At 68.1% G+C, this 19071-nt stretch carries 16 protein-coding genes; 12 read left to right on the top strand and 4 right to left on the bottom strand.

The features are described from left to right. Positions 1–532 precede the first annotated feature (532 nt). The 4 genes from AC0IY1_RS14790 to ettA all read left to right on the top strand — a co-directional run bounded on the left by AC0IY1_RS14790 (position 533) and on the right by ettA (position 3997). Positions 533–817, top strand: a complete 285-nt coding sequence (locus tag AC0IY1_RS14790) for a hypothetical protein (RefSeq protein WP_103712500.1) — start codon at positions 533–535, stop codon at positions 815–817. A gap of 13 nt (positions 818–830) precedes the next feature. Next, positions 831–1778, top strand: coding sequence for a DNA/RNA non-specific endonuclease (locus tag AC0IY1_RS14785; RefSeq protein WP_471770432.1), 948 nt, complete (start codon positions 831–833; stop codon positions 1776–1778). Between the two features lie 12 nt (positions 1779–1790). Further along, complete coding sequence (locus AC0IY1_RS14780) at positions 1791–2078, top strand: hypothetical protein (RefSeq protein WP_055956627.1); 288 nt, start codon at positions 1791–1793, stop codon at positions 2076–2078. 266 nt (positions 2079–2344) lie between these two features. Beyond that, entirely contained in the window at positions 2345–3997 is a 1653-nt protein-coding gene (gene ettA, locus AC0IY1_RS14775) for an energy-dependent translational throttle protein EttA (protein ID WP_055956630.1), read from the top strand. 42 nt (positions 3998–4039) lie between these two features. On the opposite strand, the gene AC0IY1_RS14770 is transcribed toward ettA, so the two are convergent. From AC0IY1_RS14770 to AC0IY1_RS14760, 3 genes are read right to left on the bottom strand one after another with little or no spacing between them, the layout of a single operon-like run. Next, positions 4040–4894 carry a formyltransferase family protein gene (locus AC0IY1_RS14770; protein ID WP_471770429.1) on the bottom strand — a complete coding sequence of 285 codons (855 nt, stop codon included), beginning with the start codon at positions 4892–4894 and terminating at the stop codon, positions 4040–4042. Further along, positions 4891–5658, bottom strand: a complete 768-nt coding sequence (locus tag AC0IY1_RS14765) for an SDR family NAD(P)-dependent oxidoreductase (protein WP_471770427.1) — start codon at positions 5656–5658, stop codon at positions 4891–4893. Before AC0IY1_RS14765 ends, AC0IY1_RS14770 begins: the two co-directional genes overlap by 4 nt. A gap of 31 nt (positions 5659–5689) precedes the next feature. After that, on the bottom strand, positions 5690–6997 hold the full coding sequence (locus tag AC0IY1_RS14760) for a capsule biosynthesis protein (RefSeq protein WP_471770426.1): 1308 nt from the start codon (positions 6995–6997) through the stop codon (positions 5690–5692). Between the two features lie 527 nt (positions 6998–7524). Between AC0IY1_RS14760 and AC0IY1_RS14755 the strand changes: the two genes are divergently transcribed. From AC0IY1_RS14755 to AC0IY1_RS14745, 3 genes are all read left to right on the top strand, one after another. Next, positions 7525–9183: a capsular polysaccharide export protein, LipB/KpsS family gene (locus tag AC0IY1_RS14755; protein ID WP_471770424.1), complete on the top strand. Its 1659-nt coding sequence runs from the start codon at positions 7525–7527 to the stop codon at positions 9181–9183. An 8-nt stretch (positions 9184–9191) separates the two neighbouring features. Continuing rightward, a complete protein-coding gene (locus tag AC0IY1_RS14750) occupies positions 9192–10679 on the top strand; it encodes an LTA synthase family protein (RefSeq protein ID WP_471770422.1) in 1488 nt (495 codons plus the stop codon). Between the two features lie 266 nt (positions 10680–10945). Continuing rightward, on the top strand, positions 10946–12118 hold the full coding sequence (locus AC0IY1_RS14745) for a polysaccharide biosynthesis/export family protein (protein WP_471770419.1): 1173 nt from the start codon (positions 10946–10948) through the stop codon (positions 12116–12118). Between the two features lie 59 nt (positions 12119–12177). On the opposite strand, the gene AC0IY1_RS14740 is transcribed toward AC0IY1_RS14745, so the two are convergent. Next, positions 12178–13359 carry an amidinotransferase gene (locus AC0IY1_RS14740; protein WP_471770417.1) on the bottom strand — a complete coding sequence of 394 codons (1182 nt, stop codon included), beginning with the start codon at positions 13357–13359 and terminating at the stop codon, positions 12178–12180. 209 nt (positions 13360–13568) lie between these two features. Here AC0IY1_RS14740 and AC0IY1_RS14735 point away from each other — a divergent pair, with 209 nt between their 5' ends. From AC0IY1_RS14735 to hpnK, 5 genes are all read left to right on the top strand, one after another. Continuing rightward, positions 13569–14657, top strand: a complete 1089-nt coding sequence (locus AC0IY1_RS14735) for a flippase-like domain-containing protein (protein ID WP_103708916.1) — start codon at positions 13569–13571, stop codon at positions 14655–14657. Continuing rightward, on the top strand, positions 14648–15259 hold the full coding sequence (locus tag AC0IY1_RS14730; RefSeq protein ID WP_471770415.1) for an MlaC/ttg2D family ABC transporter substrate-binding protein: 612 nt from the start codon (positions 14648–14650) through the stop codon (positions 15257–15259). The genes AC0IY1_RS14735 and AC0IY1_RS14730 overlap by 10 nt, the downstream gene beginning before the upstream one ends. Positions 15260–15365: 106 nt before the next feature. Next, a complete protein-coding gene (gene hpnI / locus AC0IY1_RS14725; protein WP_471770446.1) occupies positions 15366–16544 on the top strand; it encodes a bacteriohopanetetrol glucosamine biosynthesis glycosyltransferase HpnI in 1179 nt (392 codons plus the stop codon). A gap of 57 nt (positions 16545–16601) precedes the next feature. Then, positions 16602–18032, top strand: a complete 1431-nt coding sequence (gene hpnJ, locus AC0IY1_RS14720) for a hopanoid biosynthesis associated radical SAM protein HpnJ (protein WP_055951775.1) — start codon at positions 16602–16604, stop codon at positions 18030–18032. Between the two features lie 115 nt (positions 18033–18147). Beyond that, positions 18148–18984 (top strand): hopanoid biosynthesis-associated protein HpnK, encoded by an 837-nt coding sequence (gene hpnK / locus AC0IY1_RS14715; RefSeq protein ID WP_471770413.1) that lies wholly within the window; start codon positions 18148–18150, stop codon positions 18982–18984. Positions 18985–19071: the final 87 nt, after the last annotated feature.

The raw sequence follows: 19071 nt of genomic DNA, 5'->3' as shown, positions 1-19071 counted from the left end.
ATCTCGGTGCGCACCGCATCCGCCACCGCCTGCAGCGCGCTCTCCGGCAACAGACGCAGCGCCGAAGGCTCCGCCAGACCGTCCAGGATCGCCGTCGCCTCCGAGAAGGTCTCCGATGCCGCTTGCGCGCGCTCGTCGTGCGAGGTCTTGCCTTGCGAGGTTTCTTGCCGTGACACTGAATTCACACCCGTTCGTTTGCTGGCACCCGCTCGATCCGGCCCGCTGACAGCGCTCTGCGCGGGCCGCCCCTCGAACGAGGCATGCCCCAAGACGAAACCGGGGCCCTTCGATCGCACTTATAACGTCATTACGCAGCTTTGCCACGCCAGGGGGCGACCGCACTGTCCCGCAGACCGCGCCCGGTCTGCAATACCGTTCCAAAATCCGGAGCGGGGGAGACAGGGCGTCGCCGAGCCGTGACTGTGGAGATGCTGGCGCCGGTGCCTGAACTCCGGCAGTTAATCCCACCGCGCGTGCCGATCAACGGTGCGGCCGTGTTTTCCCGTCCGCCGATCCCGCATCGAGGCAGGCCATGTCGCTCATCCGCTCCCCCGCCGGCCTTGCGCTGATCGGCATCCTGTCGAGCGGGTCCGCCTGGGCGACGGGTCGCGCAGCCGACCCGTCGCTCGTCCGCCGCCATGCGCCCGTCGAGCCCTTCACGTTCCCGTGCGAGACACCCGGCGGCTGCGGCGTCCAGGCGGGTCCCGGTCCGGCCGACCGCGACGTGCGTCCCTTCGAGGGGACCCTCGGCCGGCCCTGCGACTATCGCACGCGGGCGACCCCGCAGGGGACGCGCAAGGTCCGCGTCTGCTTCTGAGCGCGCCCGATCCATGGCCGACCCGTTGCGACTGTTGCTGTTCGCCTGGCTCTGCGTCGCGCCGGCCGCTGCCCTGGCCGAAGGCTTAACCGAGGGCTTGGCCAAGGAATTGGCCGACGGCTTGGCCAAGACCTGCACCGACGCGTTTGCGGACGGGCAGCGGCCGGAGATCACGAACCCGAAGCTCGCGGCGCGCACCGTGCCGCTGTGCTTCGATGCCTTCGCGGTGCTCCATTCCGGTGTCTCGCGGACGCCGCTCTACGCGGCCGAGCGCCTGACGCGGGACAGCGTCTCGGCGGCGCGCCGGGTCGACCGCATCGATGCCTTCCACGATGAGGATGCGCTGCCGGCCGCCGACCGGGCGCGTATCGAGGATTACGTCCGTAGCGGCTACGACCGCGGCCACATGGCCCCGGCCGGCGACATGCCGACCCATGCGGCCCAGGCGCAGTCCTTCAGCCTCGCAAACATCGTGCCGCAGGACCGCGCCCTCAATCGCGGGCTCTGGTCGGCGATCGAGGAGAGCGTCCGGCGTCTCGCCACACGCCGCGGCACGCTCTACGTGGTCACCGGGCCGATCTATTCCGGCGATGCCGTCCAGGCGATCAACGGACGGGTCCTGGTGCCGACGCAGCTCTTCAAGGCCCTCTACGACCCGGTGACGGGGGAGGCCGGCGCCTACCTGGTTCCGAATCAGGACAATCTCCCGTCGCAGACCGTTTCCCTGGACAGCCTGCGCACACTGTCCGGGCTGGACGTTTTTCCGATGCTCCCTTCGGCCGCCAAGGCGCGGGCGATGGATCTGCCGGAACCGCGGGCCTATTCCCGGGGGGAGTCCGAGGGTGGCGAGCGTCCGCGCCGCCGGGCGCCCGAGTCGGACTCGCTCGAATCCTGGGCGAGGGACCAAGTGCATCGCGCCTTGCGGCGTCTCTGGCGCGATCTGATGCGCGCCATCTTCTGAGGGGAGGGTCCGATGCCGAAGACGGAAGCGTGGTCGGAGAAGAACCCAGGTCGATTCACGCCGTTCGCGGACGACGCGGCAGTCCAGACGATCGGCGGTCTCTCGATCGAGAATGGCCGCGACCGGATCGCCATCCATGGCAGCCTCGACCTCGGGCGGGACGCGCCGGGGCTCGAGAGGGCCCGGGCAGCCGCGGCCGCTCTCGCCGCCATCGTAGCCGCCCTCGAGGCCGAGCCTCTGCCCGAACAGCTCGCGGACGTATCGCACCCGGCCGATACGGTGAAGAACCCCTTCGCCTGAGCCCGGGACCTCCCTTCGCGTTCCCGGCCCGCATTCTCGTTCTTGGCCCACGTTCTTGCCGGTCGGTCGCCGCCCTGATACTCCGGCGCAACACTCTCACGCGAAGCGGTTCGACGACGGCGAGCGCCCGAGGTCCGACCGCATCGGCGCTCTCCGCGCGGTCTGCCGGCCGGTTCGACCGGACGCAGCCGCGCAACACGCACACGCTGATTCCGACGGTCGGGGCGCAGGGCGCGCCGGACCGCCGACACGACAGGGATACCACCATGGCGCGCGAATTCATCTACCACATGAAGGGTCTGACCAAGACCTATTCGGGTGGCAAGAAAGTCCTCGATAATATCAACCTGTCCTTCTACCCGGACGCCAAGATCGGCGTGCTCGGCATCAACGGCTCGGGCAAGTCGACCCTGCTCAAGATCATGGCGGGCATCGACAAGGACTGGACCGGCGAAGGCTTCGTCGCCCAGGGCGCCCGGGTCGGCTACCTGCCGCAGGAGCCCCAGCTCGATCCGAACAAGTCCGTGCGCGAGAACGTCATGGAGGGTGTCGCCGAGAAGCAGGCGCTGCTCGACCGCTACAACGAACTCGCCATGAATTATTCCGAGGAGACGGCGGACGAGATGACCGCTCTCCAGGACAAGATCGAGGCGGCGAACCTGTGGGAGCTGGATTCCAAGGTCGACCAGGCCATGGAGGCGCTGGGCTGCCCGAGCGACGAGCAGCCGGTCGCGACGCTGTCGGGCGGCGAGCGCCGTCGCGTCGCCCTCTGCAAGCTGCTGCTCTGGGAGCCGGAACTCCTGCTCCTCGACGAGCCGACCAACCACCTCGACGCCGAGACGGTGAACTGGCTCGAAGGCCACCTGCGCCAGTACCCGGGCGCGATCCTGATCGTGACCCACGATCGCTACTTCCTGGACAACGTCACCGGCTGGATCCTCGAGCTCGACCGCACCCGCGGCTACCCCTACGAGGGCAACTACTCGGCCTGGCTGGTGCAGAAGCAGAAGCGCCTCCAGCAGGAGGGCCGCGAGGACATGGCCCGCCAGCGCGCGATCAACCGCGAGCAGGAATGGATCGCAGCCTCGCCGAAGGCCCGTCAGTCGAAGTCCAAGGCCCGTATCACCCGCTACGAGGAGCTGGTGGCCAAGTCGCAGGACAAGATCGACGCCTCCGCGCAGATCGTCATCCCGATCGACGAGCGCCTCGGCAACAACGTCATCGAGTTCGAGCACCTCAACAAGGCGTTCGGTGACCGTCTCCTGATCGAGGACCTGTCGTTCAAGCTGCCGCCCGGCGGCATCGTCGGCGTGATCGGCCCGAACGGCGCCGGCAAGACGACCCTGTTCAAGATGATCACCGGGGCCGAGAAGCCGGACGGCGGCACCATCGCGGTCGGCGAGACCGTGCATCTCGGCTACGTCGACCAGTCGCGCGACGCCCTCGATCCGAACGCCACGGTCTGGCAGGAGGTCTCGGGCGGCAACGACATCATCTATTTCAACAAGCGCGAGATCAATTCTCGTGCCTACTGCGCCGCCTTCGCCTTCAAGGGCTCCGACCAGCAGAAGAAGGTCGGCACCCTCTCGGGCGGTGAGCGCAACCGCGTCCACCTGGCTCGGACCCTGAAGGGTGGCGCCAACGTGCTGCTCCTCGATGAGCCGACGAACGACCTCGACATGGAGACCCTGCGGGCTCTCGAAGAGGCGTTGGAGGATTACGCGGGCTGCGCCGTCATCATCAGCCACGATCGCTGGTTCCTGAACCGCATCGCCACGCACATCCTCGCCTTCGAGGGTGAGAGCCACGTGGAGTGGTTCGAGGGCAACTTCTCGGATTACGAGGAGGACAAGAAGCGTCGCCTCGGCGCCGACTCGCTGATGCCGAAGAAGATCAAGTACAAGAAGTTCTCCCGCTGAGACGACGGTCCGGCGCCCGCTTCGCAGGAGGCGGGCGCCGCTTCAGGCCCGGGCGCTCAGCGCCAGGGCGTCCCTGAGGTCCCGACCGTCCGTGAGCTTGCGCCCCTGGCGACGCAGGCTCTTGAGGAGATCGCGGTCCGGGAACGGGCAATAGGGCAGGACCGGCGCGACCGTCCCGGCGGGACGACGTCCGTCCGCAAGCTCCGCGAGCGCTCGGTCGAGCAGCACCCGTCCGTGCTCGTGCAGGATCACCGAGGCGCGGGTCGCCGTCGTATCCTGCGGCAGGCGGACCGCTTCCTGGGCGAGGATCGCGCCGGCATCGATCGTCACGGCGAGGCGATGGAGCGTCACCCCGAAGGCCGGCTCGGCCTCCGCCAGCGCGTGGATGGTGGGAACCGGCCCACGATGGCGCGGCAGCAGGCCGGGATGAACGTTCAGGCCCCCAAGCGGCGTCCGCTCCAGCGTCGGACCAGAGAGAATCTGGTCGAAATGGAAGGTGACGATGAGATCGGGAGCGTGCCGCTCGAAGGCTTGGGCGACCTCGGATCCGTTGACGTCGTCGACCTTCAGCGCTGGAATGCCGAGGTCGCGACAGAGCGCCTTCAGGGGCGTGGCACCAACCGCGGTACCGGCTCCGGTCAGGCGGCGTGCCAGCGGCGAGAGCGGCGCGAGGAGATCCGGCAGCCCGAAATTGACGCCGAGATAGGGCAGGATTGCCGGACCGGAGCGCGCCAGATGGCGCCGGACCTGGCCGACAAGGCCGCCGGAACTCGGCCGTTCGGCGTTCGACAGGCCGACGAACGCGAGATCCGCAGCATGGTCCCCGACGAAGCGTCTCACGGCACGGGCGTTCGGCAGGGCCTCCAGCACGAACAGGGCGATCCGGGGGCGGCTCACCGGCCGATCCGGATCTTGAACTTGAAGCCGCTCATGCCGAGGCGCCGCAGGAATTCCGGCAGCAGGGCTGCACCGCGAGCGCCGGCCGCGAGGATCCACGGAAAGGCGACGATGTCCCGATCCTTGGCCAAGCCGCGCGCGATCCGGCGCGCCGCATCCTCGGCACTGATCTCCAGGGGACGCCAGCCCTGGTACTCGCCGCCCATGGCGGTCTTCACGTAGCCGGGGGTGACGACGTTGATGCGTACGCCGTGAGGCTTCAGCTTCTCTCGGAGCGCCAAGCCATGCGCGAGCAGCGCCGCCTTGGTGCCGCTGTAGGAGGGCGCGTCGGGAAGCGGTGCGAAGGCCGCCAGGGACGAGATCAGCGCGATCTGCCCGTGGCCGCGGGCCCGCATCAGGGTCACGCAGGGGAGGGCGACGTTGAGGGCGCCGAGAAGGTTCACCTCCACGGTTTCGAACGCCATGGCCCCGGTCTCCACGTCCCCGCCGGGATCGCCGCCGTTGATCGCCGCATTGACGATCACGAGATCGAGGGGATGGGCATGATCGGCGCCCTGGAGCCAGTCTGCGACGGCCGCCCGCTCGCGGATGTCGAGGCGCTTCGTCTCGATCGCGGCACCCTTGGCGCGGCACGCGTCGGCGATCGCATCGAGGCGTGTCCGGTCCCGGCCTTGAAGGATGAGCGTCGTGCCGGGCTCGGCGTAGTGGCGGGCGAGGGCGGCGCCGATGCCGCTCGACGCACCGGTAATCAGGATGACAGGCATCGGGACTGCTAGCGCGGCCAGCCGGACCGGATCAATAGACCGCTGCGAGTTCCTGGGGCTCGCCGTCCTCCGCCCGGATCGCGCCGGCGGCGGCCAGGGCCGAGGCCGGCAGCGTCGCCTCGAGCCGCGGGATGGTCCCGGCGATCGCCCGCTCGATGGCCGGACGGGAAAAGAAACCGCCGTTGATCTGCGAGCGGTGCAGCACGACGCGGCGGAAATCCGCCATCAACGCGCCGTCGGGCGGCGTCGGAGCCGTCCAGAACGAGGCCAACCCGCCCTGGTGCGTGAGGCCGGGGAAGTTGTAGATCGCATTGCCGGCTGCGCAGGTCGGACGCCCGAGTTCGAGAGACAGCATTCCGACGGTGCTGTTGATCAGAACGACGCCGCGACTGCCGGCGATCAGGCTGGGCAGGTCGCCGCCGTCGATGATGTCCAGGCGGTCGTTAACCCCGTGCCGGCGCGCCGAGTGGCGAGCGTACTTGCGCCAGTTGATCAGGCCGCTGTCCAGGGGATGCAGTTTGATCAGCAGGCGGGTCGGCGCAGGCGCGTGGGCCGCGAACGACGCGATCGTCCGATCCATGAAGCCTTCGACCCCCAGGAAAGGGGAATGGACGCGGATCTGATAATCGCTGTCGAGCTGAAGCGGCAGCAGGAAGTAATCGACGCCGATCGCCGTGTAGGCCTCGTTCAGCCGCCCTGCCTCGCGCCGCGTATGGGCGCGGCGGGCGAACTTCTTGATCCAGCCGGCATATTCCACCGCGATGTGATGCGGCCGGTGGCTGCGGAAATGCGGGAAGAAGTACGGGAAGCCGAAATTCGCGATGTTGTAGGCCACATCCCAGAGGCTGCGCCGGGCCATGTCACCGCTCGACGGCATCGCGCGTCCGGGCTGCGGCAGGCGCCGGGCCACGGATCGGATCTCGTCCGCGGTCTTCGGCAGCGCCGAGTTGCCGTTCACGCCGCCAAGCTCGCAGGTGATCCAGTTCGGCCGGAGATAGCCCTCCTCGAAGACGTGAATTCGGACGCCGAAGGGCTGGGCGGCGGACGTGGCAGCGACATGGTAGGGGCGGCAATCGCCGAAGAGCACGATATCGGTCACGCCATGCGTGCGGACATAGTCCGCGACGTAGGCGCCCCACTTGTCGAAACGTCCCCGGTAATTGTCGGAGGGGAGGCGCCAGAACAGCCAGTCCCCGGACGAGAAATTGATGCGCCGCACCCGATGGCCGCGCGCCTCGAGGGCGCGCCCCAGGTCGGCGAAGAAGGGGGATGCGAGTCCCTGGAGGAAGAGGAACGTCGCCTGTCCGTCGCGATGCATGTCTGCGCGAGGCTGAAGCATTCTCTCCGACGCCTGCTCCTGCGCCCGTTCAATGGCGGGCCACCCTGGACGGTTCAGATCCGTCGCACGGGACTCCCATCCCAGCAATTGGGCGCTCGTAGGGCGGGAACGGAATTCCGGCCGCCTGTGACTTCGGGACAACGCCGCCCGCATCGGTTATTCCCGCTCAGGAAGGGCGATCTCCCCGAACCCATGCCCCTTGGGGGCCCGAAGGTGCTATGGCAGCGGCCGGTTACGCCGATCCGAAAGTGAGCATGCCCTCGACCCTGCCGTCATCGCTCTTATCCACAGGCGGACGCGTTCACGCGCTGCGATTTGAGATCTCGGCTGCCCTGGGCGTCCCCTTCGCCGGGCGCTGGCGTCCGGGGGCAGCACCCGTGGTATGGGAATCCGGCGCCGTCCGCAGGATCGTGCAGCGTCTCACAGCGCCCGTGATCGTGGGTCTCGGTCCCCTCCTGTCGCCCTACGATACGCCCGGCACCGGGATGTCTAGTCTGCGCGTCGATCACGCAGGCCGAGCAGCGGGCTTGGACAAAATCGATACCGAGGCGCTGCTGCGCGCCCGAACCTTCGGCCGGAATCGGTTCTCGCCGCGAAGCGGCGGGGCGATCACGGACGCCTTGTCCGGCCTCGCCGATCCGTCCCTCATCCTCGTCGAGGGCGCGGTGGCCGAGTCCGGCGCGCGCCTCCGGGCCTTCGTGATGCGCGTGCTCGCGGCGCGCCCGGACGGGACGTTCCTCGTCGCCGGCTCGGGCGGCTGCACGGGCCTGTCGCCGATCCTGTCTCCGCGCTTGCGGATCCTGTCGTCCCCGGTCGATCCCTGGGCGCTGTTCGAGCTGGTTCGCCGGGTCTTCGTCGACGACTGGGCGGCCGCTTGCGAGGCGCGCCTGGCCGGGTGCGAGGTCGCCCGCCCGGGTGACCCCTCCACCCCTCCGACGACGCACGATCTCGTGGCCCTCCGCTACGGGACGGGGATCCACTACTTCGATCCCTGGACCCGGGCCTCGATCGGATTCGAGGATTGCCTCGAGCGCGTCGCGTGGCTGCGCGACCGCTTCGCCGACAACGAGACACGAACGGTGCTGGTCGGCATCTCGGGCTGGAAGCGTCCCGTCCTCGACGCCTTCATGGTCGGTCCGCAGGGACCACCGATCCACGCGATGACGGCGGAGGATGCCGTAGCGGCCGCACGGGCTCATCAGGCCCAGGTTCGCGTCTGGGCCACCCGTATGCCGGAACGGCTGGGCCCGCTTTGCGCCGAAGCGGGCGTGCCCCTCGCGCGGATCGAGGACGGCTTCCTGCGTTCCGTGGGCCTCGGGGCCGGCCTCGCCCCCGGGGCGTCGATCGTCGTCGACGATCGCGGGATCTACTACGATCCGCGGACCGAGAGCCGGCTCGCATTTCTCCTGCGGACGTCGACTTTTCCGCCGGACCTGGTCGCGCGCGCGACGGCCCTACGCGAACTCGTGATCGCCCGCCGCCTGACCAAGTACAATGTCGGTCTCACCGACGAACCGGGCGATTGGCCCCGGGATCGCAGGATCGTCCTCGTCCCCGGCCAGGTCGAGGACGATGCCTCGGTGATGCACGGTTCGCCGGTGGTGCGTTCGAACCGTGATCTGCTGCGGGCGGCGCGAGCCAGGAATCCGGATGCGTTCCTGCTCTATAAGCCGCATCCCGACGTGGAGGCCGGGTTCCGGACCGGTGCAATTCCGGAGGCCGAGGCGCTCACGCTCGCCGACCGGATCGTCGGTGGGCTCTCCATCGTCGATCTGCTGGACCGGGCCGATCACGTGGAGACGATGACCTCCCTGGCCGGCTTCGAAGCCTTGATCCGCGGCCGCTCCGTCGCGGTCCACGGGCGTCCCTTCTATGCGGGGTGGGGGCTGACCGAGGATCTGGCCCCGGGCGCGGACCGGGGGCGCCGCCTCGCGCTCGACGAACTCGTGGCGGGCGCCCTCCTGCTCTACCCGCTCTACCTGGATCCGGTCACCCTCAAGCCGTGCTCGGCCGAGCAACTCCTCGATCGCCTCGCGGCGGCTCGCGATGCGGCCGGCCCGTCGCGTCTGGCCATGAGCCCGGCGGCGATCCTCACCATGCGGGCCCGCTACGCCTTGCTCAACCCTCTCATCCGACGGCTGCGCGCCAAGCGCGGCGTCGAGCGATTTCCGGACCGGAAGCCGTGACCGCCGCGATGACCTTGCTTCTGAGCCTGATTCTCGCCCTGTCGCTCGGTCTCGCCATCGAGGCCGGCGCCGGTGGGCAAGCGCGGCCCGTGAGCCTGCGCCCCCGCGACCTCGCGATCCGCTTCGCGGGCTACGGATGGGTCACGGCGTTCTGGTTTCAGTTCTCGTGGCGGCCCTGGCTCGCAGCCTTCTCCTGCGTCCTCACGATCCTGATCCTCAGCGTCATCAGCCGGCTCAAACGCAGCATCATCGGCGAACCCTTGGTGTTCAGCGACTTCGCCCTACTGCGGCAGGTGCCGCGCCACCCCGAACTCTACTACACCCGCCCGCTCAGCGACCCCCGCATGGCCGGGCCGATCCTGGTCGGCTTGGCGCTGGTCGCCGCCTGGTACGCGGTCGAGCCGACCCTCCTGCCTAGCGAGCCGAGTGTCGCGCTCCTGGCGATCCTGGCCCTTCCGCTGGTGCTGTTCAGCAGCGTGATCCTCTCGGGGGAGGGGAAGGCCGCCGCGACCCTCGCGCGGTTGTTTCCGGCGCCGGCACTGGATGCCGACATCGCTCGGTACGGGCTTCCGGCCACGCTTCTCGGCTATGCGCTGCGCTGGCGCGCGCATCGCAGGACCGAACGCGGAGCCGCCCTCCCGCCCCCGATCCGCCGAGGCGACGCACCCGTGATCGTGGTGGTGCAACTCGAATCCTTCCTCGATCCGGTGCGCCTCGGCGGACCGCCTCTGCCGCTGATGGAGATCATTCGCGCGCGGGCGACCCTCCATGGACGGCTGCGGGTGCCGGCCCACGGGGCGTACACGATGCGGACCGAGCACGCGGTCCTGACCGGCTCCGATTCCGAGGATCTCGGCTTCGGCGTGTACGATCCCTACCTCACCCATGGCGGCCACGAGCCGACGAGCCTGCCCCGGCGCGCCCGCGATGCGGGGTTCGAGACCGTCTTCGTGCATCCCTTCCACCGGGACTTCTTCAACCGCGCCGCCGTGGTGACGCGCCTCGGCTTCGATCGCCTGATCATGGAGGACGACTTCCCGGGGGCGTCCCGGGTCGGACCCTATATCGGCGATGCAGCGCTGGCCGACCGCGTGCTTTCGGAAATCCGGGCCCGCTCCGCGCCGCTGTTCCTGTACGGCATCACGATGGAGAACCACGGACCGTGGAAGCCGGGACGCCTGCCGGGGATCGACGACCCGCTGGCACAGTACCTGACGCATGTGCGCAATACCGGCCGGGCCGTCGAAGCTCTCATCGCGGGGTTGGAAGGCCTGGCGGCCACGCTCTGCGTCTTCGGCGATCATGCCCCGGCGCTTCCCAATTGCCGTCCCGGTTTCGGCGGCACCGCCACGGATTACGCCGTCTTCCAGTTCGGCCCGGATGCCCGCGAGGGCGGAGCCCGACGCGACCTCACCGCGGCGGAACTCGGGTGCTATCTTCGGCAGATCGTCGCGCTCCCCGGAGAGGCGGAGAGCTTGGCTTTGCCACCCTCGTGACGCATTGGTGATCGATAGGCGGCTGGACCCAGCGGAGGTCTGTCGGAGCCCCGGTCGGGTGCACGATCCGTTAATTCGATCGCAGCGTTTTGCCGCTATCGTCCGACGCGGCCACCGCTCGGAGGCTTGTACCGCGATCCGGGTCGCCGCGCGAGCGACCTCCCGTTCGCGGTTGATCGAACACGATGGCGTCGCCCGTGCGCCGTGATTGAGGCGGGCGTCGTCGCCGGATCGCACCTGTGCGCGGTCCGGTCAGGAGAGTAACAATGCTTCGTAAGGCGTCCTTGGCCGCCCTGACGGCCTGCCTCGTTTCGGGCTGTACCTCGCTCCTCCCTGCGGCCGGACCGACGACGGGTGCGGTGGTGGAGGGGGCCGACATCGCGACGAGCGAGGGGACGTTCGCCCGCTACGAGATCGTGGACCTGTCGGCGGCCACGATCGAGGCCCTGCGCGGGCGTGCGCTGGACAGCCTGCTGGCCTCGTTCGGGGACCGGCGCCCGTCCCTCGAGGCCGTGATCGGGGTCGGCGACTACGTGGCCGTCTCGGTCTGGGAGGCCGGCTCGGGCGGGCTGTTCTCCGGGCCCCTGGTGGCCGACCGCTTCTCCGCTGGCTCCAAGTCCGCCCTGATCCCCGAGCAGGTGGTGCCCCGCGACGGGGCGATCAGCGTGCCCTATGCCGGGCGCATCCAGGTGGCCGGACGCCGGCCCCAGGACGTGCAGGCCCTCATCGAGACCGAGCTCGCCGGCAAGGCGATCCAGCCCCAGGTGCTGGTCTCGGTCACCAAGGCCATTTCCCAGACCGTCACCGTCACCGGCGAGGTGGTGGCCGGGGCCCGGGTGCCGCTCTCGGGCAAGGGCGACCGCCTGCTCGACGTGGTCGCCACCGCCGGGGGCGTGCGCGCACCGGTCAACGAGACCTTCGTGCGGCTCTCGCGCGGCCCGCAGACCGCCACGGTGCCGCTGACCACGGTGGTGTCGAACCCGGCCGAGAACATCTTCCTGCGCCCGGGCGACACCCTGACCCTGGTGCGCGATCCCCAGACCTTCCTGGCGGTGGGCGCGCTGGGCAACTCCACCGAGATCCCGTTCCAGGCCGAGGGCATCACCCTGGCCCAGGCGCTGGCCAAGGCGCGTGGCCTGTCCGACTTCCAGGCCGACCCCTCCGGCACCTTCATCTTCCGCTTCGAGCCGGCCGCGGTGGTGCGGCGCCTGAAGCCGGGCAGCCCGCTGCTCGGCACGCCCCTGGTGCCGGTGGTCTACCGGATCAACATGCGCGACCCCAACAGCCTGTTCCTGACCCAGGCCTTCCGCATGCGCAACCGCGACCTCGTCTACGTCTCCAACGCCCCCTTCACCGAGGTCCAGAAGGTCCTCTCCGTCTTCTCGACCGTCACCGCGCCGGTCTCGGCGGCCGCGTCGGTCTACGGCGTCTCGCGCTGACACGAAAAAAAGGGGGCGCCCGCTGCGCCCCCCTGGTTCGCTCGCCGACCTGCTCGATCCTAGAAGTAGGACTTCAGGGTGCCCCGACGCCGGACGTCGAGCGTGGCGCAGTGGAACGAGCCGCCGAACGGGCCGTAGGACAGGAACGGCGCCGGGATCGGATCGAAGCCCCAGTCCTTGAGGGCCTTGATCAGGGTCGGCTGGCTCGCATCGACGACGATCTTCTTCTCGTCGAGCGCCAGCACGTTGATCGAGGTCCAGGGCGAACACATCGAGATCTTGCTCATGAAGCCCTCGACGGGGTCGGGGCGGGGCGCAATCAGCACGTCCCACTTCTTCAGGACGGCAGGCAGCTTCTCGACGTCGATGTAGTCCGGGTTCACCAGTACCTTCCCGGGCGCCAGCGGCATGAACGACGAGTCGATGTGCATCGGCTGTGGACAGCGGCTCTCGATCTCGTGGACCCGGAAGCCCGAGCCGAGATGGCGGCGCAGCCACTCGATGCCCATCAGGTTGGTGACGTTGGAGCGGGTCACGAAGATGTCGCGGCCACAGCGCACGAAATCGGCGGCGTCGAAGACCGGCTCGAACTCATTGACCGTGAACTGCATCGGCTCGCCGGCTTTCAGGTTCGGCACCCGGTAGTCGTAGTTGTAGAGTTCGTCCGTGAGCTGCGGCCGCGGTGCCGACGTCCAGCGCGCACCGTTGCGGAAGTATTCCTTGAACAGCGAGCGGTAGGCGTCGCCCTCGAAGTAGCGCGAGCGCCAGCACATCGGGCTCTCGATGATCTCGTCGCCGATCACCAGATACGGATCGCGCGGGCAGGCGACGCAGAAGCCGCGGGAGGACCAGCGCGGAGCCTTGTACTTCCGGGAGAAGTCGAGCGAGTCGGGACGGCGGATCTTCACACCCTCGCCGGCGAGGATCGAGATGAAGTTGTCGAGCTCCTTCTGGGCGAGCTTCTTCATGAACTTCGGGTACCGGAAGCCGGATGCGAAGCGGTAGAACGGCTGTGCGGCGCGCGGCAGGTTGAAGATGACCGTCAGGTGGTGTGTTGGAATGGTCGCACCATCGAGACTTCCGACGATGACCTCCTCCAGCGGGTCCCACTCGTTCCAGGCCATTACCGGGGAGCTCGGAGCGGGCTCGCGGGTCGCCCCGTAGGCGCTTCCGGCGTAACGCTCCACCTGCGCGTCGTCGTGCACGACCTCGCCGGCCGTGATGTGTGATTCGCGGTCCATCTAAATCCGTTCCCCTGTCCGCCCCGACGGCTGATTCTCGGGCCTTCCGCCCTGTGCCGCTTTGGTTCTGACTGTGTCTCCGGGGTGATAGACAACGGTTCCCAAAGCTGCAACTTCCGGAGACGTTCACTGTTTCCGACGGTTTTTTCCGGTCGGAAACACGGCGGATCTAAGCTGCGATTCGCTGTGCTGCTGGCCGAAAGGGGCCCATGAAACGTCTCACGACATTGGCCCTGATCGCCGGACTCTGCACGGTCGTCGGCCTGTTCCTGTCCTCGGGACTGGAAGACGTCGCGGCTGCTGTGGTCAGCGCCGGTTGGGGTGCCTTGGTCGTGGTCGTCGCGCGCGCTGTCGCGGTGGCCTGGGCCGGCCTCGGTTGGTTCGTCATCTTTCCGACCGCAGCGCGCCCGACCCTGTGGGACTGCATGACCCTGCGGTTCGTGCGCGAAGGCATCAACACGCTCCTCCCCGTAGCCCAGGTGGGCGGCGACTTCGTGGGGGCCCGGCTCCTGACGAAGCGCGGCGTATCCGGCGGCATCGCGGGCGCCAGCATGTTCGTCGACCTGATGACCCAGGCGGTCACGCAGTTTCTGTTCACCGTGGCGGGCGTCCTGCTCCTGGTTTGGGTCGCTGGCGATGGACCGATCGTCCGGACGGTGGCGGGCGGCCTCGCCCTCGCAGCGCCCGCCCTCGGTGCCTTCTACCTGATCCAGCGGCGGAGCGGCCACAAGGTCATCCAGGCCCTGGTCAGCCGCTTCGCCGGCGCGCGCGAGTGGCGTGCGCTCGGCGCCATCGACGTGCTCTATGACAGCCTGAAGCGTCTCTACGGCAATCGCGGCCGCGTCGCTGGGGGCCTCGGCATCCATCTGATCGGCTGGTTCATCGGCACGGTCGAGGTTTACGTCGCCCTGCATTTCATGGGCTATCCCATCAGCATCGTCGAGGCGGTGGTGATCGAGAGCCTCGCCCAGGCCGTTCGCGGTGCGGCCTTCGCGGTTCCCGGTGCCCTCGGTGCCCAGGAGGGCGGCCTCATCGCGCTCTGCGCCATCTTCGGCATCCCCGCCGAGGCGGCTCTGGCGCTCTCTCTGGTGAAGCGTCTCGCCGATCTCCTGGTGGGTGTTCCCGGCCTCTTCGCCTGGCATGCGCTGGAGGGAACCCAAGCCGTGGAGCCTGTGGCGACCGAGGTGCGGACTGAGCCGGCCCTCCGGCACGACCTCCTCGTCCCGGTGCTCGCCAACGACTTTGGAAACCGCGCCCGCGCCGAGGCCGATCTGGGAGATCTCAAGAAGTGCGCCTGAATCGCCTCGTTCTCGCGGGCCTCGTCTTCGGCCTCCTGCAGCTGAGCCCGAGCGCCTACGCGGCGGACGATGCCGCGGTGGAGTCGGTCAGCAAGGTCTACGCGACCTTCGAGGCGGCCCTGAAGGCTGCTCCGAAGGACGTCGGCGCCCGTGCGACCAGTATCGGTCCCACGCTCGGCGAGACCTTCGATTTTCCGGCCATGATCCGTCTGGCCGCAGGACCCAAGTGGAAATCCTTCGCGCCGGAGCAGCAGGACGCCCTCACCGAGGCCTTCGGCCGATACTTCACGGCAACCTACGCGACCCGGCTCGCGCAGGCGGTCGGCGGCAAGTTCACGGTCAAGCCGCAGAGTGAGGCGCGCGGCCCGAACCGCGTCGTTCAGACCGAGGTCGCCAACAAGGACGGCGACACCTCCCAGGTCGACTTCCTGGTCGGCCCGGGTAACCGGGTGCAGGACGTCTATCTCAACGGCAACGTCAGCGAAGTGGCGAGCCTGCGCGGCAGCTTTGCCGAGCCGCTGAAGACCGGCGGTGCGGATGGCCTCCTCACATTCATGCGCGAACGCACCACGGGGATGCTCGCCGTCAAACCAGCGCCTTAGAGTCGGGCGAAACACCCCGGACTTTGTTCCTCTCCCCGCCTTCGACGATTCGCGCCGCTCGCTACCGCGGCACTCTCACGAGACCCGTGACCGAGCGATGCCCCTCATGGACCTGACCTGGCTCTCGCACTTTCTGCCGCTGATCGCCCTGGTCGGCTGCTTCTACGGCCTGACGGCGGCTGCCTTGGCCAGCCGGTTCGCGCGGAAGCCGGAGCCGCAGCTCGGGACCGGAGTCCCGACGGTCACCATCCTCAAGCCTCTCTGTGGGATCGAGCCCAACCTCTACGAGAATCTCGAGACGTTCTGCCAACAAGCTTATCCAGCACCGGTCCAGATCGTCTTCGGCGTCCAGAATGCGACGGATCCTGCCATCGCGGTTGTCCGCCGTCTCCAGGCAGCCTATCCGGCCGCGCGCCTCGACCTCGTGATCGACGCACGCCAGCATGGTTCGAACCGCAAGGTCTCGAACCTCATCAACATGTCGGCCCGCATCGCCCATGACGTCGTCGTCCTGGCTGACAGCGACATGGTGGTGAAGCCGGATTACCTCGCTCGCATCGTCGCTGCGCTGAGCCAGCCGGGCGTCAACGGCGTGACCTGCCTCTATCACGGTGTGCCGGCCCATCGGGGCATCTGGGCCCACCTCTCCGCCCTCGCGATCGACGTCCAGTTCCTTCCTAACGTGGTCATGGGGACGTCCCTCGGCCTCGCCAATCCGTGCTTTGGCTCGACCATCGCCTTCAGCGCGAAGGCACTGGCCGAGATCGGCGGTTTCGAGGCGTTCCGGGACGATCTCGCCGACGACTATGCCATCGGCGAGGCCCTGCGCGCGCAGGGCGGCCTCGTGGCGATCCCAAGCTTCACCATCGGCCACACCTGCGTCGACACCGACCTGGCGAGTCTGTGGAGCCACGAGCTGCGCTGGAACCGGACCATCCGGAACGTCGACCCCGCCGGTTACGCTGGCTCGTTCGTCACGCACGCCTTCCCGCTGGCCCTGATCGGCGCGTTGATTCCGGGGGCGGGCACCACCGCGCTCGCGGTCGCAGCCTTCGCGCTCGCCTGTCGCATCGTCCTCTGCATCCGGCTGGAACGCGCCTTCGGTCTCGCCCCGCACCCTTACTGGCTGTTGCCGATACGTGACATCCTCTCCTTCATGAACTTCACCTGGAGCTTCGTCTCAGGTGCGGTGACATGGAAGGGCCATGATTATCGCGTGGTTGCAGACGGTACCTTGATCCCCGAGACGACGCTCGGCCGCGATGCTGGTGCATCGTCGCTCTGACCTTCGTCTCGACCCTCGTCTCATCTTTCCCTTGATCTCGCTGAGGCCTTGAACCCCATGCGCACCCTCTTCCTGCAGGCCCCCACTTTCGACGGCTTCGACGGCGGCGCCGGCTCCCGCTACCAGGCCAAGCGCGAGATCAAGTCGTTCTGGTATCCGACCTGGCTCGCACAACCGGCCGCCCTGGTGCCGAACTCGAAGCTGATCGATGCTCCCCCGCACAACATCAAGCTCGACGAGATCGTCGCCCAGGCACACGACTTCGACCTCGTGGTGCTTCACACTTCGGTTCCATCGTTCAAGTCGGATGTGAAGACCGTCGAGGCGCTGAAGGCTGCGAATCCGAAGCTCATCGCCGGCCTGATCGGCGCGAAGGTGGCGGTGGATGCCGCCGGCTCCATGGCGCAGGCCCCGTGCATCGATTTCTGCGCCCGCAACGAGTTCGACTTCACCGTCAAGGAAGTCGCCGACGGCACTCCGATGTCCGAGATCAAGGGCTTGTCCTATCGTGATGCCAACGGCGTCGTGGTCCACAACGAGGACCGCGAGATCATGACGGACATGGACCAGCTCCCGTTCGTGACGTCGGTCTACAAGCGCGATCTCGAGATGGAGAAGTACTTCATCGGCTACCTGAAGCACCCCTACATCTCGTTCTACTCGGGCCGGGGCTGCAAATCGCGCTGCACCTTCTGCCTCTGGCCGCAGACGGTCGGCGGTCACACTTACCGCACGCGCTCGGTCGCGCACGTGATCGAGGAGATCAAGTACTGCCTGAAGGAGTTCCCGCAGACGAAGGAGTTCTTCTTCGACGACGACACCTTCACCGACAACTTGCCTCGCGCCGAGGAGATCGCCCGCGAGCTCGGTAAGCTCGGCGTGACTTGGTCGTGCAACGCCAAGGCGAACGTGCCCCGCGAGACCCTGAAGGTCCTCAAGGATAACGGCCTGCGCCTGCTGCTGGTCGGCTACGAGTCCGGCAACCAGAAGATCCTGAACAACATCAAGAAGGGGATGCGCGTCGAGGTCGCCGAGAAGTTCACGAAGGACTGCCACGAACTCGGTATCGCCATCCACGGCACCTTCATCGTCGGCCTCCCCGGCGAGACGAAGGAGACGATTCAGGAGACGATCGCCTTCGCCAAGCGCATCAACCCGCACACGATCCAGGTCTCGCTGGCTGCGCCCTATCCCGGCACATTCCTCTACAAGCAGGCCGTCGAGAACGGCTGGCTCGACGTCGAGAATGCCGAACTGGTGGATGAGAACGGGGTCCAGATCGCGCCGCTGCACTACCCGCACCTGTCGCACACCGAAATCTTCGCGGCCGTCGAGGAGTTCTACAAAAAGTTCTACTTCCGCGCACCGAAGATCGCTTCGATCGTCTCCGAGATGGTGCGGTCGCCCGACATGATGAAGCGCCGCCTGCGCGAGGGCGTGGAGTTCTACCGCTTCCTCAAGGAGCGTCAGACCAGCGCTGCCGCCTGAGCGCGACGCCGGTTCGATAGGAGACGGCCGGGCTGGAAAGCCCGGCCGTTTCGCGTTCCGGGGTCCAGATCCTCAACCGCGGACGGAGACACCGTCCGCAAACCGGAGCCGCTCTGTGAAGCGATTGGTTGTCACGGCTGATGATTTCGGCCTCAGCCTCGAGGTCAACGAGGCGGTGGAGCAGGCCCACCGTGACGGTATCCTGACGGCCGCGAGCCTGATGGTCTCGGCGCCGGCCGCTGCCGACGCGGTGGCACGGGCCAAGCGCCTGCCGTCCCTCAGGGTCGGTCTGCATCTCGTGATGGTGGAGGCATGGCCGACCTTGCCGCCGGCCGAACTGCCGGATCTTGTCGGACCGGACGGGCTCATCCGCAGCGACATGGGTCGGCTCGGCCTCGACCTCGCCTTGAAGGCATCCGCGCGGCGTCAGCTGGCCGCCGAGATCGAAGCCCAGTTTCAGGCTTACAAAGAAACGGGTCTGCCCCTCGATCACGTCAACGCCCACAAGCATTTCCACGTGCACCCGCTGATCGCGGGGCTCGTCCTCGCCGTCGGCGCCCGGCACGGCATGCGGGCGATCCGCGTGCCTCGTGAGACCCGCGCGGTGCTGCGGGCCGCGGAGCCGGGAACGGTCGCGAAGGCGGCCCTCGACACGGCGCCCTGGGCAGCGCTCCTCGCAGTCCGCGCACGTCAGGCCGGGCTCCTGATCCCTGATCGAACCCTGGGCCTTGCCTGGTCTGGCGCGATGACGCCGGCCCGCGTAGCGGGACTTCTTAGGCACCTGCCGGACGGTCTTACCGAACTCTATACGCATCCGGCCACCGGGGGCGGGTTCGCGGGTGAGGCTCCGGGTTATGCCTACGCGGCGGAACGCGATGCGCTTATCGCATCGGAGAGCGTGGCGGCCGTCGCCGGGATCCCGCGTGGCGGGTTCTCGGACTTTCTGGTCTGATCGATCGGACGACGCTGCACCGATCGGACCGCTGGATCGGAAAACGGACGCGGATTTGGTCCGCGCCCGTTTTTCGTCTTGCTCTGC

This window comes from Methylobacterium sp. AC690 (genome assembly GCF_979256535.1).
The sequence above is the reverse complement of the archived record's forward strand: the minus strand, read 5'-3'. Positions and strand labels throughout refer to the sequence as shown.